Below are 14,422 nucleotides of genomic sequence, written 5' to 3' on the forward strand. Positions count from 1 at the left end.
CAGAGCATTTCGACGTACCTGCATAAAAAGTCCGGTCGGTTATTCAGTGTGTAGCACTGCATTTGGCAATTCGACGGAGAGCATAATAGATAAATACCGGACATAGATCAAAGCGATCCGGTTTTAGTCGAAATTGGAATGCTCTGTCGCGCTTGCCACGAATTATGTACGATATAGGGTAGAGGCGTGTTTTAGCCATGGGTTTCAATTGGAGCAACCGAACTTTGCACAGTCTTCAAATAACCAGACCTGATAAGAAGGGGCGGCCGATTCCGGTGGGGATTATCGCGGCAGGTATTGCCACCATATTTGTTTTACTCTTTGAATGGGATGCCCGCCGATTTCTTGCCCAATGCGGTTGGCAAGAGGCGGCCAATCCACGTTGGGGATTTGTGATGATCGCTGCGTTTGTATTCCTTTGTTTTGGGAATTGGCTATCATCATATTTCCAGAGACGATTGATAAGATGGGCTTATCGTGCAATTTACGTGACTTTTTGGGGATTAGCCATCGGCCGGATGGCACTTGTTGCGAACCACTGTAGTAGGATGCCAGGCTCATGTCGCTACTTGTGCTCAGTTAGGCTTGAGGCCTTGTGGCTGGCACAAGCCACGTACTACGACGTGTGTGGCAGGTCCGCCGTCGTGTCGGAGTCAGGCGACCAGGTGTCAGTTGGTCAATGGCGGGTCAGGGTATTGCCTTACAATGTGCTGGTAGGCCCCGCGAACCCCCTGAGGTGTCTATCTTGTGAAAACCCTGCAGGCGTGGACGATGTTGCGCAGTCGCCTCGCGTAGCGGTCTCCGCGGTATGTCCCGAGTATCTTCGCTGTCCTTGCGAACCCGGACCGGTAACGGCGTCTTCATATTTTGCAGTTTTGCCACCTAGTCCGGTGGAGGCAAAAAAGTACGCGTTGGGAACGGACCGTGGCCCGGGCGGGACAATCGCACATACACGCTCTAGTGAATATAAGGCAAGGCAAATCTACCCGATTGTAGAACTACCCGGCTATGGCAATGATTGGCGCACAGATGGAGCGATTAGTTTCGCAATGTTGTGCGATCTGGTATTCATCCGATACAAGGCCGATAATGGGTGTGTCAAGTCGCATGTTCATAGCCCGTTGGCCATTAGTGTATCAGGAGAAATCGTCGAACTTGGGCAAATACGTACCGCAAGGGAAATGTTTCAGCAACTGTTTGACGGTGAATAATGGTGGGCACAGATCGTAGGGTTCGATGTTTCACTCATCGCACTCACGAAAGCACCTAGAGAACTCCGCACTTTTGAGTGTATTCGTGGTTATAATTAAGCAGCAGACATGTAACCGATGGCTGATCCTGAAGATCTAGGACAAGAGTGCCGAAGGTGAATCGTACACCAGCGGAGGCAGACACCCGGAAGGCATATTGTGTCCAATAAACGCTGATGGACCACCTGAACACGGTCCGGGACATCGCGAAGTACGATCCGGGCAGCGACATGACCACCGTGGTCAATCATCTCATCTACGACGCCTTTGGCCAAGTGACGTCGGAGAGTAATCCGACGATTGATAGTCTCTTCTTATTCACCGGTAGACCATTTGATAGTGACACGCAACTTCAAAACAACCTCAACCGCTGGTATGATGCTTCTGTCGGCCGCTGGCTGAGCGAAGACCCGATCGGCTCCGCTGGTGCCGATGCGAATTTGTATCGGTATGTGGGGAATGGTGTAATACTCCGTGGCGACCGGTTGGGGGTGATCACACCTGGTACCAACCATATTCTCCTGCCGGGTGGGTCGCAATGTGTCTATGGTGGACACTGGACGTGGGATGACTTCCTGTTGCATTATATGTTAGGTGGGGGTGAAGTCACTTTGGCACAGATCGGTCTTGATGACACGTTCTGGAATTCACCTGATGTTCAACGATCGCAGCAGGACTTTGTTCACAAATTTGTTTCGATCCTGCACGGTGCCATGCGGGGTGTGGACTGTGACATAACGTCCTTTCCCTGGTGGTATCACGATACGGACGTAGCAAATTCTACGTTCGTGATATATCCACACGGGCGTAGCACTTTTTTCCGCCGAGTGCTGTGCGAAGTGAATGTGAAAACCGGACACGAATGTTGTGCCAACAAAAATAGGCCGGCGATAGAGTATTCCGCCAAGTGTAAGTTAACGTTTGAGATCAAAGATAAGTTTGCTGATCCCCTTGACGTAGAGGAACGGTTCGGAATTAAATTTGAATTCGGGCATGTATATCGAATCGTGTGGCGGCATGACTACGGCATTTACGTGCGGGGGAGTACTTGCGAGGAGGCACCTGTTGTTATAGCGACTACGCTTGACCGGTTGATATCGACTGGGAGATGATTTGCTTAAAACTTCAGCTTTGGCAGCATTTGGAGTAGCTAAGATGGATGAGCGTGACGCCCGATACCAAAAGGCGTCCCTCCCATGGCCTGAACGCGTGCTTGTATCCTGCGCCATACTTGGTGGATTGCTGGCCTGGGCTGCCGGCTTTCGGCAGGGGGAGTGTATCGAGGTACGCCTTTTCCTAAGTGGCGAAGCCGTGGCCGTTCCGTTGCTTTGTGCAGGGTTAGCCGCATTGTTGAGACAAAAAGACGGCGTCAAATCCTCTCTGCGATTCTCTCGGCCCGCATCCCTTGTGGGAGTTATCTTTGTCCTTGGATATCTGGCTCCGATTTTTAGAGGACCTCCAAATCCAGACACGGCAGCGCATTTAGCACTATTTGCGTACCCTATCATACAGGCGCTATTGTGCATGGGTATCTACATTGCCGTCACATTATACGAGGTGTTGTTTCTCGGCTACAGACTACGGTAAATGGCTCAGCATTTAATAACCCTGTATAACCCCGTCTATCATTAACGATCCATCTCGCATAGCGCTCTCCACACATTCGGAACAGCCAACACGTCGAACGATGGTTGGGCCGGGGGTAATAATGAAACACACGATTCGGCAAGGCTGGTAAACACGGCTAGCACCATCGCATATTCGATAGCAGGGATGGCCGCCGATCATTTAAACACCGTCCGGCATATTGCCAAGTACGATCCGGGCAGCGACATGACCACCGTGGTCAACCACCTCATCTACGACGCCTTTGGCAAAGTGACGTCGGAGAGTCATCCAACGGCAGTGCGGACCCTGGCCGAGAACAATATTGGCAACATCGCGGGCAAACGCTGACGAAACGGCATGGCACGCACGGCATACTACGATGCCCTCCACAGAAGCGATGAAACTCGATGCTTCAGCCTCGCCCCTGGCCTAGATGCGACAACGCCCATTCGCGGAAGGGCACGGCAAAGGCCGAAGTTGTCGTCTCATCCGACACCTTCTCTCCGCTCGACACGGCATGGCGCCCGAGTGTCCTCGCATGCTTGACGACGCCCGGTGCGACCGATTATCCTTCTCCCAGCAGCACCTGGCACTTCACTGATGCTGTGCTTCGGAGACCCTCCCGGTCCTGGTTCACTATGCAGGAAGGTCGAGAGTTATTCGGACTTATCCGGAGGTTATTGGGAAATGAAAATGACAAGAGCAATGATAGTCCACACTAAAATGACGCCGCGATTCCTGGTGCAACGCCAGGCTGCCCTGTTGTTTGTCGTCTTCTTACTTTCCGCGCGATGGGCAACCGCAGAGGAAAGTCAGGGGCTCGTCGCCACCGGGGCTTCGGGTGCAAACGCGCAGGTGTCAATCGTTCCGGCCCCGCCTCCGGCCGAATACACTTTTTGGCCGTCTGATCCCCCGGAGACGTGTCCAATACCGCGGTCCACAGAGTGGTGCGAGCTCGGATTGACGGGCCGCCATGCAGAATACACCGCGGCGGACACCTGGTATCCCTCCTGGGCTGCGGATGGTCGCATGTATTCCTGCTTCACCGACGGGACAGTGGGGGAGTTCCGCTCGTTTTCAGGTGCAGGTGCCCGATCGGTCGTCGGACACGCGATCATCGAGGGCGACCATCCTCTTCATCTGACGGTGAGAGATCCCGGTACAATCCCCGGTTCAGCGCTTCCCTACCAGGGCCGTTATCCTTCGGCAAATCTGTTTTATCAAGGGATTTGGTATATCGGGACATATACTCTGGCCCCTGCCGGTCGTGTTGAGCACGAAGGCACTGTTTATAACTGGCCGTGGCTCGGACCTTTTGTCGGTTTTCATATTTCGAGGGACGGCGGAAAGAACTGGGAGCCCTGCCCGCTCACGCCCGATCGACCGCTTTTTGGGGAATCCGCTCTCCATGGTGAACCAGTCAAAATCGGGGCGGCACACGTCGTGGATTTTGGCCAGGAAATGCAATTCTCCCCTGATAAAAAGATTTATCTTGTTTCGCATGGGGCGTCTCGCGGCCCGGAGGGGCGACGGTTCGCCTATAATAGTTGGATTACGGGGGATGAAGTCTATCTTATTCGGGTGCCTCCCGGCCCAGAAAATGTGAATGATCCAGCAAAGTATGAGTTTTATGCGGGAACTGATGCGGACGGCCATCCAATCTGGTCCAAAAACTTTTCTGATTTAAAGCCCATCGTTAAATGGGATGATCATATGGGATGCGTCACCATCACGTACAATCCGGGTCTGAAGCGCTACTTCATGTGTGTCACGGACGGCACCGACACGACGGGCCGATTTCATAGCTATTTGCTGGAATCGCCCGAGTTGACCGGTCCTTACCGGATGGTCAAATACCTTCGTGACTTTGGGCAGCAGGCATACTTCCTTAATATTCCTTCGCGTTTTATATCGGCGGACGGAAAAACGATGTGGTTGTGTTATTCCGCGAATTTTGCCCGGAACTGGCGCAATCCGCCGATTGTTCGGGAAAATCCGCCGGGAAGTCGGTACGCCATGTGTTTGCAGGAAGTGCGTCTGTTTTCGCGTGAGGAGATGCCGCCGGATTCGCCACTCTCAGCTCGGCACAACCTTGCGAGGACGGCATCGGTGACGGCGAGTTCAACCTACCCGGGCTACCGCTGCGAGGCCGCCTGCGATGGGGTTGTGGCGGGCTTTCCTCAAAGCCCAGCCCGCGAGTGGGCGTCTTCCGGAGAAAGTGATACCGCGTTTATTCGTCTTACCTGGCCGGAGCCGGTAACGGTCGATCGCGTCTGGCTCTTCGATCGTCCAAACTCACTCGATCAGATCACGAAAGGGCGTTTGATTTTCAGCGATGGCACGACGATCGAGACGCCCGAGTTGCCTGACGACGCCACTCGCGGTGTGGAAATTGCTTTTCCGCCGCGCGAGGTCAAATGGCTGGCCTTTTTTGTGACGGCGACCAAACCCGGAACCCAAAACGTGGGTCTTGCCGAACTGGCTGTCTTTGGCCCCGAAAAGAAACCGCATTAAACGCTCTGCCCCAGGGTGTTGCGGCATGCCCGTTGTCCATTGGAATCATCTTTTTTCAAGCTTATTCGCCTGGAGCCCATATTATTACACAAGGACACGTCTACTCTTCCAGTGATGTTTAGCGCGACCGAGGCACTATTGGAGAAGTTTCCTGCCCTGATAGTGGCTCAGAAACCTTCTCAGTTGATCACTATCGACCTTGGGAATGAGCCTGGCGAGAGCCACTTTGCCTCCCTTCGCTGCCCAAAGACGTGTGATTTCAGCGACTGGGGCCAAGATTTCCTGCCAACGCTTGAGGCACGCGTCGGCGGGAATAGTCTGCGGCAGTTTGTAGTACAAATAGATGTATCGGCCCATCTGATAGACGGCCCAATCCTGCCCCGTCTCCTCCATGTATTTATTGAGATGACTTTCCAGGCGTATTATAACCCGTCGCGGTTCCGCACCGGAAGTGGTGCCTAAAAAACTGGATTTTGCGAATGCCTCCTGACAACCCTGGGACTTCACTCCGTCGAGTAGATCCTGGGCCTTCTGCAGGGATTCAGGAAGCGCTCCCGGCAGTCCACAAAACCGGGCCAATTCGCGAAAGAAATTCAATGTTGCGGCGCAGTCCAGTATATCCACACCCAGTTCCCTGGCCAGCAGTTTTTCCTGCTCACGGAATGCTCGACCGGGCCTGATCATCAGGAGTTTCGCGCCGATTCCCCCGATATCGCGGCGGATGGCGGCCGCCTGACGAATCTGGACGGCAAGGGGTTCCACCCGGCGGCCCTCTTCGCTTTCCACGCGCAGCTTGCAATCGAAGATCAATATGCGCCCGCGATAGTTTGCGATCACGTCTATTTCCTGCACGGATTGACCATTGCCTTCTTCAAGCCTGGCATTAACGTCTACCTCCTTGATGCCCATTTCGCGGAGCACCGCAGCCACGAACTTTTCGAACAGAAAGCCTGCCTGACCCTCATTCGGCCGGCCAATCCTGGCGAACATCTGCGGCCAGTTCCAGCCCGTCTCGATTCCGTACTGAATAAGTTGGTTGACGGGGAGTTGTTCAGGCTTTTCGCAGTGCCATGTGCGATTGAAGGCCACCCCCGACTGCGCCTGCACGAGATACCTGACGGGAATATAGTCGGTTTCGGAGCGATCTATGGACAACGATTCCAGATGTTCACCGTTCGCGGTTTTTCTCCAGTGGAACCATTCGCCGGAAAGCTCCCCGTAAACGACCTCGGTATTCGGCAGCTCTTTGGCCTGGACCGCCCCATAGAACATGAGTTTGAGCCCGCCTGTGGCATTGATGATCCACCGCCTTGGCGGGAGCTGCTTTTGCCAGGCGACGATCTGGTCAAACACATCCTGCGGCAGAGTGCCGCCGGGAGTTTCTGGAAGATGAACACGGATAGTTGGAAAAACTTTGCTGGCAAATGCCGCAAAGCGTTCGGCGGGCTGTTTTGATCTGACAGGATCGTTCGTGTAATAAATGCATAGATCCTGGACGCCGCCCTCATGTTTATGCCAGTGGACCAGGCCGAGGATATTCGGCCAGAGCTGCTCACTGGAGAGGACGACCATAGCTTGCCCGGTACACATCGCAATCTAAATGGCAATTTCTGGCAGATCGAGCACGGTCAGCTCGTCACTTTCGAATAGGCCCCCCTTATTTTTTCTTTCCGGTATTCCTTTTGGGCCAACGATATTGAGGACACCGGGGATTATCATCATGCACCTCCACCTCGACCATGTCACCAACATTTGGCAATGGATCGGGCGGACTGCCAAGTGTTAAGACTCCCTCGGGATATCCCTCTTCTTTGACCCTAAACTTCTTCCCTTCCTCAATTTTGACGATTTGCACCTTTGTTGGAGTACCATGCTTTCTTTTTTGATAACGAACCTGCCCACGTTCTTCAACTTTCGGCTCCGTCACCAGCGTTGTGTTTTCTGCTTTCGTCATACACTCGCGTATGGCAAACTCGTCTAATTTCGATCTCAAATGCTCCAAAAGCTCTGACAGCATCTTGGCGCTAATCTTGTCATCGGGTAGAACCGCACATGGGAACGCAATAACACGAATAATTGCGCGCCCATCTTTTGTTTTGCCCACGTGAATGAAGTACGGAGAGGCGTGGCGGATTTTCTGAAAGTCATCGGACTGGACCTGTTCTTTATTCCTGATAGCATATTCGTGTTTTTGCCCCAACCAAACGACATCGCACTTCAACGTCTTATGTAAGTCTCTGATATAGCCGCGTTCCTGCTGACCGTCGCGATTGCTGCACCGTACGTGGCGAGGCAAGCCTAAAGCCTCTTTGTGCCAATTTCTTTTGTACTTTTGGCAGAATTCCTGAACACAATATCCAAGATAGTCCAGTACAAACCAGTAATGCTTTGCCAAATCAACGTTATCACAAATCCTTTGTACCTGCCATTCCATCTCTCCTGCTGTTTCACGTTGTTTGGCTTCTGAAGCACCCGGCTTGACCTCAGGTAAAGCCGGTACCACTGACCCGATCGATTCTTGTCTTGCCTTTTCAACCTTGCACTCTCTACGGAATTCTTCGGCAAGACGGTGGACATCTTCCAATCCGTGACACCCGTCGACCTCGAGGTCAGCGAAACAACCAAATCCATTTCGGGACTTCGAACCCACACCTCCATAATGCGTCAGCAACCAAAGTGCTGCAAGAGCTTGAGAGAGAAGAAGATCCGGCGACAGCGGGATGCCGGTGCGTTCCCCAGGTTTTTTCTGGATCTCCTCGGGAGAAAAGTACATGCCCGGGCGCGCTATAAAGGTGATGTCCCATTTTGCACCGGGCAAAACAACATATCTCGTTTTTCTCTCGTGAGATCTGTTTGCTGGCATTTCATCCATACCGTATGACAGATAAAGGAGTCCCTGCGTCTCCCTTTCTCCGGGTTCCCGATAGGCGTGCACCTTAAAAAAGCCAGGATCCCGTCTCAATACCGATCGCTCTTTACCATTCTTAATTTCCTCAATAATTTTCTTGCCCGGCATTGGTATACGCTCTATGCTCTCAGTAACCGGTTCCACCGTAACACGGACGGCGCCGCAGGAATTGGTATCGCCCCAGATGGCGGATTCCATACGGTAGAGTGTGACGGCGTCCACGTGGGCGGCGTGCATGGTCCTCCACCACCAGCGGAGCATCCCCCGGAGCGTCGCCGGCCGAAGTTCGCAGTCCTCTTCCTTTTGCAAAGGTCCCGCCAGAAACGCCGGTGTGACGAGTTCCAGTGTGCAGGTGAATTCTTTCCGTTTTTGCTTGGCGATGGCCCCTTTCCAGGTTTTATCGATGTTATCCGAAGAGAACAATTTTGGCGGCTCGGTCAGCTTGAATGATCCATATCCGGAAGCGGTCTTGGCGCCGGCTCCTTCGTATTCCAGGGCACCGATCAGCCACTCGGTCGCCAGTTGAAGGAGTTCATCCGGCACATCCGCCCGGCGTTTGGCCAGGGCGAAAAAGAACGTGTGACCGGCAGAAACCGCCAGGAAATAGACCGGGATGGGCGAATCCCAGTCTCCCGGTGGTTCCTGATTCTGGTAATAACTAGCATGGTGGTTATTCAATATATCAACGACTAACGGCGTCCATTTCTCGGGCCAGGCGTCCAGAAAGATAATCTGTCCTGATGATGCCGTGATTTCTGTTCTGGGGTCGCTCGGATCGTGGCGGACTTCAGCGGGATGGTTGGGATCCCTGATCTGTTGGATCCGGTCGGGATTCGGGGCCCAGCCGAAGACGTCCTCGATCTGTTGCCACGCCTTTTTCTGATCGGTTTGCGTGGGCAGCCAGACGGTTTCGGCAAATGCCCGGGCCATTCCTTTCAGTCCCGTACCGGGCAAATAGACGAAGCCGTAGATCGGATGCAGACAGATGCCGGCGTTCTCCAGCGCCGATGCCCGGGCGAGATGGAGCGTCAGCGGCCCGACGGTTTCGGCTTTGAAGGTCATTGCTTCCCTCGCCGCCGCGACGGCCTGCCACCGCGCGAATAAATCGGCGTAGTTTAATCCCGGGGGCTCGGTTCTGGATTTGCTGGCGATCAATTCAACGGTGGGCTTTTGAACCCGCTCCGAGAGCTTCCCAGTGTCGGCCCCAGGCTTGGAGAACAGCTCTTCATCCCAGGACTCGACGTATTTATCGAGCTGTAACCCCAGATGGGTGTTGTCGCGCAGCAGATCTCGAACAGATTTGGGGAGGGGAACGATCATCGCCATCGGAATTTCTCCTCAGTCGGTCGATTGGTCGTCTTCGGGCTTTTCTGCATCCGCGAATCGAACTAACCACTGGAGATAGGCCAAGACTTCGTCGGTGGCCCAACGGAGGAACTCGGCGTCCCCTTCGACAACGGCTTTCAAGAGGGCCATGTCGTCTGGTTCTGGTTTTTTGCTATCCGGGTTGACGCGTTTATCGAGCACCCAATCCCCCAGGGCCACGAGCAGCTTCGGCGCATAGTTTTTTGCCTTGAGAAACGCCAGGGCCTGTCCCAATCCGGACGCAATGATCCGCACCGGCAATTTTTTGGCCTGGCCGTGGAATTTTTCAAAATCAACGTCTTTATTATTTTTCGCCGCCTGAACGGCCTGCCACGCATGTTCTGCGCGACGTTGATCAAGCGTTTTTCTATCGGCTTTTGTTGCGTTCGTCATAGCGATATACTCCTTTTTTGTTCCACAGGCCTAACTAACCCATCAAGCAGTTCACGACTGCAGAACATGCACCGCACAGAGGCCTTTTCCCGTGGTTTCGTCGCCCCCGATCTGTAATACGCGGACATCTTCCAGGCACTGCCGAACTTTGTCGAGCACCTCCGCGGCGTCCATGGAAGCCTTTTCGTTCCGGCTGGAATTGGCCAGCAGCACAGAGTACATGAGGGTCTCGGCCGGGAGAAATTCCTGGTAAAACAGGGCGCCCTCTTTGACGGTTTTGCGTTCGTAATCAAGAGCGATGCGGGCAACGATCTCCGTAGCGTTGCGGACAAAGTGGGTGAAATCGTCGTCGGAGAGCACGACGAGGTGGCTCTTCATGCGGTCCTGGGCAAATTTGTCAGCCACGGCATGATCCGCCAGCCACTTGGCCACAGCGTCACTTGGACCAACAACTTTGTAATCAAACTCCTCCAGGACAATAGTCACCTGAGCCGATTGTCCTACCAAAAGCGGCGAGTTCGTGGGGACGAGGGCCCTGTGTTCGCCTGGCCAGGTTGGCGGAAGCGACGGCGGCTCCGCACCGATCAGGGTCAGGTCGCGGCACAGGCGTTCCAGAACGCTGCGGCATGTCACCCAGGCGAACACCCCACGGAGCGAACGCACGGGATAGGCGAGAATGCGGGCATCGCTGACGGTCAGGGCACCCGCGTGGGCGCTGCTTTCGTCCACTTTGCCCGGTCCAAAGATGGTGACAACATCCGAATGTTCTTCGTTGACCACCTTGCGTGGCTGTCCGGTCTTCTGATGAATCCTCTCACGGCAGGCATCGCGAAGAACACCCTTGAGGGCTGAGCCCGCGATGTTCGGCCAGCCGGTGTGCCGTTCCCGCTGGACGGGAAGATCGACAGTCCCGAGGGCCGTTCCCGAGCCGGGATGCAACGCCGTCTGGGCATGGATGAACAACAGTGCGCCCTGTGTGGTGGTTTTTGTCGCGTTAGACATCGTTCCAAACTCCTTGTAAAAAGCAGCCCCAACCCTGTTGCTGGTCCAAAGGCTTATCAGACAACGTATCGGAGAGTGTTTCCGGAAGACGTTCGAGGAAATACACGGAACCGGCCGAGGCGGCAAACCGTGTGGGCTTGGGCCCTCTGCGGACAAGGTCCCAGCCGGAGACGGCGACCTCACCCGGCACGGCGGCCGCCACGAGTTCCCCCGCCAGGCACTGCGGATACCATCCGTCATCGAAAATCCCGGGTGTCGTCAGCACGACCAGGGGTTTTTGCCCCTGTTGGGGAACGGCCCGGGGAAATTCGAGCGGTCTATCGAAATGCTTGACCGCCACCTGTTTGCCTTCCCCGCCCCAGCGGAGAAAACTCACCGACTTCCACACGGATTCGCCCTCGGGCGGCACATGCAGCTCCACGTAAAAGGCGACTTCCTGCCTCAAAGCGAGGTAGCTCGCCGCGTAGATCTGGTGTTCCTCAGAAGTCAGTCGCACAGGATTGATTCCGATCCCCGTGCGGTTGTCGTAACCGAACAACTCACTTTCCGACACAAAATCTTGCTGGCTGAAATCCTGGGGTGGTTTGTTTTGAAGGAACTTCTGCATTCCGGTTGCAGTGAGAAAACCTTTGCAGGTTTCAACATCCTGACGTGTCTTCACCCAGATGGGCCGCATGCCGTCCCGAGGAGGCTTCCAGCCGGGCAGGGTTTGATTCCGGGAAAGTGGCTGTCCCAACCAGATCTCCGGCCGGGCTGCCGACTCGCTCTTTTTGAAGGAGAACACCGTGGCCGGCATGGGAAACAGAAGCTCCCAATGGGCGGGATCGGGCTTATCGGTGGAGGGCTCTTTTTCCCCGCGACGCCTTCTGACCAGCCACGGTCCCCGAATGCGAACGGAAAAGAACCAATCGGGTGCTCCGGCCTCCTGGAGGCCCTGACGCCACACTTCCTGATATTCCGTTTCTGTAAGGCGGCGCTTCTCGGCTGCGCGGATATACGCCGCGCGGAGTTTGTCGAAATCGCAGCCCACGGCCCGAAGGAGACTCGCCCAGATGGCGCCCGCCGTGGTTTGGGGTAGCGGCAGGCCCGACGAGCCGCGCGTCGCCGCAGTGAAGGGGCGACCATCCCGGAAAAAGAGGACGTCGAGCGGCTCCAGCAGGGCCCCCATATGTTTGAGTTGCCGACTCATTCATCCCTCCTTCTCGCCAAAAACGATGCCGTCTGGCACAAGGTGAGGAAGTTTTCCAGAAGTTGACCACTCCGGATGCCGGCGCCGGCAGGCGGTGCACCCGATTGGGCAAGTGACTGTGATCGCTGGTCCCACAAACCGCCGAAAAACTCCAGTTGCTCCACGATTTTGGCCCCTGCTTTTTTAGGTGCGTCGGGCGACAGGAGTTTGCGTGTGGATTCCTCGGCGCGATCGACCTGCCGCCGGATCTCGGCCTTCATCGCGTCAACGGGAAGACCTTTCAACACCGGCAACTCGCGGTAGAGATGGCGTGCCCAGCGGTCGGATGCCCCGGCGGGACTCTCTCGGCTGGGCGTGAAGGCCACAACCCAACCCTGGACGATGTCCAGGAACGGCCAGGGGCACAGTGCCATGGTGTGTTCACCCGACCTCCGGCAGACAGTGATGGTGATCAGGTCCCGACCGTTGTTTTTGGCATGTTTTTCGGCCTGCCTTGCGGTTTCCAGGGCAAAGCGAAGGTCTTCCTTGTAGTGGACGACAACGATGCCCGCACTGACTGTGGCGGTTTCGCCCGGCTGTCCGCCCAGGACTACCTGGGACCAGACTTTGCGAAAAGCCTCGTTAAGTTGCCGGGCACACGCGATGACCTTTGTTGTGGGAAGCAGTGCCAGCACGTCATCCCCGCCGCAGTACACAAGGACGCCGTGATTGTCTTCCACAATTTTCGGGGCATAATTGAGCGCGAACGTCATCAGGGCCTTGCTGATGGATTGGGGATGCTCGCGGCCGGGTTTTGCCCGAAGATGCTTGCCCATGCGGTCGCCATCCATCATCAGCACGGCGTAATAGGCCGGTGCCTTGCCCTGGTCATCCCGTTTCTTTTTAATCTGCTCCCAGACTTCCGGAGGGCAGAAACCTTCCTCCTCATCCTGCTCGGGGCGCTCCCAGTGGAGCCATTCGCCACTCCAAACACCATGCCGGTCCCGGACTGTTTGGGGAGAAAGCTCCGGCTCGTGGCTGAGCCATTCGGCAGCGGCGACGGTTGCCAGGTCTTCCAACCGCATCTTCCGAGGATCAACCGCGAGTTCGTTCACAAAATAGGCCGGCCAGGCAAACCGTTTGACAAAGCTCACCGCACAGAGGCGTTCGCCCGAGCGGATCCGCACCCCGCCAATACTCAGCCCGTTCTTGCCGCCGAGTGCCTGCCAGAACGCGGCGGCCTTTGTCAGCTCGGCAGGTCCCAGATTTTCGTAAGTTCCCAGCAGAGAGCACTTGCCGGGATACATCCCCTGGGCGTCCGGGGTCGGTGAATATCGGGTGACTTTTCTGATCACCTTGTGCGTGGCGTGGACGCGGGCGGCCAGTTCCGCCTGGTCCGTCCACAGCTTGTCCTCTTCTGACGCCCCATCCCAGGGGCCTCCCAACGCTCCCCGCTCACCGAGCAATGACCTGACCGCGTCGCCTGGAATCGCTCCCCGGGGCACAACGGTCACCCGCACGTCGAAGAATGAATCAACCTGGGCATTCCACAAGCGATTGACTGAGTTCTCCCATTCCGCGGCTCCGTCGCCCTTCACCTTGGCGATTTCCGTCTGCAACGCCTGGCGCACATTGTCCGCAATGGTTTGCCACGCATTATCGAAAGCATCCCGGCAGGCCTGAGCGAGCGACTCCGCCTCGTTGGCCGGAACCTCGGCAAGGAACCGGTTCGGCAAGCAGGGGGAGCGAACCTCCTTGCGCAGGTTCTGCGGGGACATGGGATCGCGGCTCATATCGGGCTCGATGAAAGCCGCCGCCCCGTGTTTTGAATAGATCGGTTCCATGGCCTTACGGGTGAGCCAGGCCAGCAGGAAACTGCCGGTCCACAGATCCCGCAGTGTCCGCGCGGCAGAAATGAAGGACTGGACCGGCCCGACGGAAAAAACAATGAACGCACGATCATCCATGGTGTTATCCTCGCTTTGCGGCACGGAAAGCCCAGGCTCGTTCAAGAACCTGCCCTCGAAAACGACTGCCCGGCGATGATCGATGAGTCATTCCTGTTACCCCGCAGAAGTTACCCTTTGTTTGGTTAGGGATTCTGGCACATCCAATCGTTTGTGTCAAGAAGCTCTCTCCATTCAACTGGCTGCTTCCTTCATGCGTCGTTCCCTGGCCTGATCGCGCACCTGTTGCAGGTTGATGATTTCCGCC

The 14,422-nt window shown here is 55.6% G+C and carries 9 protein-coding genes; 3 read left to right on the forward strand and 6 right to left on the reverse strand.

Annotated features, from left to right (window positions below; all coding sequences use genetic code 11):
- Nucleotides 1-1,426: 1,426 nt before the first annotated feature.
- The 3 genes from H5U08_RS01425 (at nucleotide 1,427) to H5U08_RS01435 (ending at nucleotide 5,372) form a co-directional block, all read left to right on the forward strand.
- Entirely contained in the window at nucleotides 1,427-2,362 is a 936-nt protein-coding gene (locus H5U08_RS01425; protein WP_297029393.1) for an RHS repeat-associated core domain-containing protein, read from the forward strand.
- A gap of 661 nt (nucleotides 2,363-3,023) precedes the next feature.
- The gene (locus H5U08_RS01430) at nucleotides 3,024-3,206 is read left to right on the forward strand and encodes a hypothetical protein (protein WP_297029395.1); all 183 of its coding nucleotides are present in this window, start codon (nucleotides 3,024-3,026) and stop codon (nucleotides 3,204-3,206) included.
- A 345-nt stretch (nucleotides 3,207-3,551) separates the two neighbouring features.
- The gene (locus tag H5U08_RS01435) at nucleotides 3,552-5,372 is read left to right on the forward strand and encodes a hypothetical protein (RefSeq protein ID WP_297029397.1); all 1,821 of its coding nucleotides are present in this window, start codon (nucleotides 3,552-3,554) and stop codon (nucleotides 5,370-5,372) included.
- Between the two features lie 135 nt (nucleotides 5,373-5,507).
- On the opposite strand, the gene H5U08_RS01440 is transcribed toward H5U08_RS01435, so the two are convergent.
- The 6 genes from H5U08_RS01440 to cas10 form a co-directional block, all read right to left on the reverse strand.
- Complete coding sequence (locus tag H5U08_RS01440; RefSeq protein ID WP_297029399.1) at nucleotides 5,508-6,944, reverse strand: hypothetical protein; 1,437 nt, start codon at nucleotides 6,942-6,944, stop codon at nucleotides 5,508-5,510.
- Nucleotides 6,945-7,029: 85 nt separating this feature from the next.
- Entirely contained in the window at nucleotides 7,030-9,606 is a 2,577-nt protein-coding gene (gene cmr6 / locus H5U08_RS01445) for a type III-B CRISPR module RAMP protein Cmr6 (RefSeq protein WP_366493846.1), read from the reverse strand.
- A 12-nt stretch (nucleotides 9,607-9,618) separates the two neighbouring features.
- A complete protein-coding gene (gene cmr5 / locus H5U08_RS01450) occupies nucleotides 9,619-10,038 on the reverse strand; it encodes a type III-B CRISPR module-associated protein Cmr5 (RefSeq protein WP_297029401.1) in 420 nt (139 codons plus the stop codon).
- Nucleotides 10,039-10,089: 51 nt separating this feature from the next.
- Complete coding sequence (gene cmr4, locus H5U08_RS01455; RefSeq protein WP_297029403.1) at nucleotides 10,090-11,040, reverse strand: type III-B CRISPR module RAMP protein Cmr4; 951 nt, start codon at nucleotides 11,038-11,040, stop codon at nucleotides 10,090-10,092.
- Nucleotides 11,033-12,229 carry a type III-B CRISPR module-associated protein Cmr3 gene (gene cmr3 / locus H5U08_RS01460; RefSeq protein WP_297029405.1) on the reverse strand — a complete coding sequence of 399 codons (1,197 nt, stop codon included), beginning with the start codon at nucleotides 12,227-12,229 and terminating at the stop codon, nucleotides 11,033-11,035. The genes cmr4 and cmr3 overlap by 8 nt, the downstream gene beginning before the upstream one ends.
- Nucleotides 12,226-14,175, reverse strand: coding sequence for a type III-B CRISPR-associated protein Cas10/Cmr2 (cas10, locus tag H5U08_RS01465; protein ID WP_297029407.1), 1,950 nt, complete (start codon nucleotides 14,173-14,175; stop codon nucleotides 12,226-12,228). Before cas10 ends, cmr3 begins: the two co-directional genes overlap by 4 nt.
- Between the last annotated feature and the right edge of the window lie 247 nt (nucleotides 14,176-14,422).

It is taken from the genome of Thermogutta sp., from assembly GCF_014359955.1.
Taxonomy (GTDB): Bacteria; Planctomycetota; Planctomycetia; order Pirellulales; family Thermoguttaceae; genus Thermogutta.

What these genes read in the sequence shown, in the direction of transcription:
- H5U08_RS01425 (WP_297029393.1), top strand. Translation starts at nt 1,427, where the DNA reads ATGGACCACCTGAACACGGTCCGGGACATCGCGAAGTACGATCCGGGC.
- H5U08_RS01430 (WP_297029395.1), top strand. Translation starts at nt 3,024, where the DNA reads ATGGCCGCCGATCATTTAAACACCGTCCGGCATATTGCCAAGTACGAT.
- H5U08_RS01435 (WP_297029397.1), top strand. Translation starts at nt 3,552, where the DNA reads ATGACAAGAGCAATGATAGTCCACACTAAAATGACGCCGCGATTCCTG.
- H5U08_RS01440 (WP_297029399.1), bottom strand. Translation starts at nt 6,944, where the DNA reads ATGGTCGTCCTCTCCAGTGAGCAGCTCTGGCCGAATATCCTCGGCCTG.
- cmr6 (WP_366493846.1), bottom strand. Translation starts at nt 9,606, where the DNA reads ATGGCGATGATCGTTCCCCTCCCCAAATCTGTTCGAGATCTGCTGCGC.
- cmr5 (WP_297029401.1), bottom strand. Translation starts at nt 10,038, where the DNA reads ATGACGAACGCAACAAAAGCCGATAGAAAAACGCTTGATCAACGTCGC.
- cmr4 (WP_297029403.1), bottom strand. Translation starts at nt 11,040, where the DNA reads ATGTCTAACGCGACAAAAACCACCACACAGGGCGCACTGTTGTTCATC.
- cmr3 (WP_297029405.1), bottom strand. Translation starts at nt 12,229, where the DNA reads ATGAGTCGGCAACTCAAACATATGGGGGCCCTGCTGGAGCCGCTCGAC.
- cas10 (WP_297029407.1), bottom strand. Translation starts at nt 14,175, where the DNA reads ATGGATGATCGTGCGTTCATTGTTTTTTCCGTCGGGCCGGTCCAGTCC.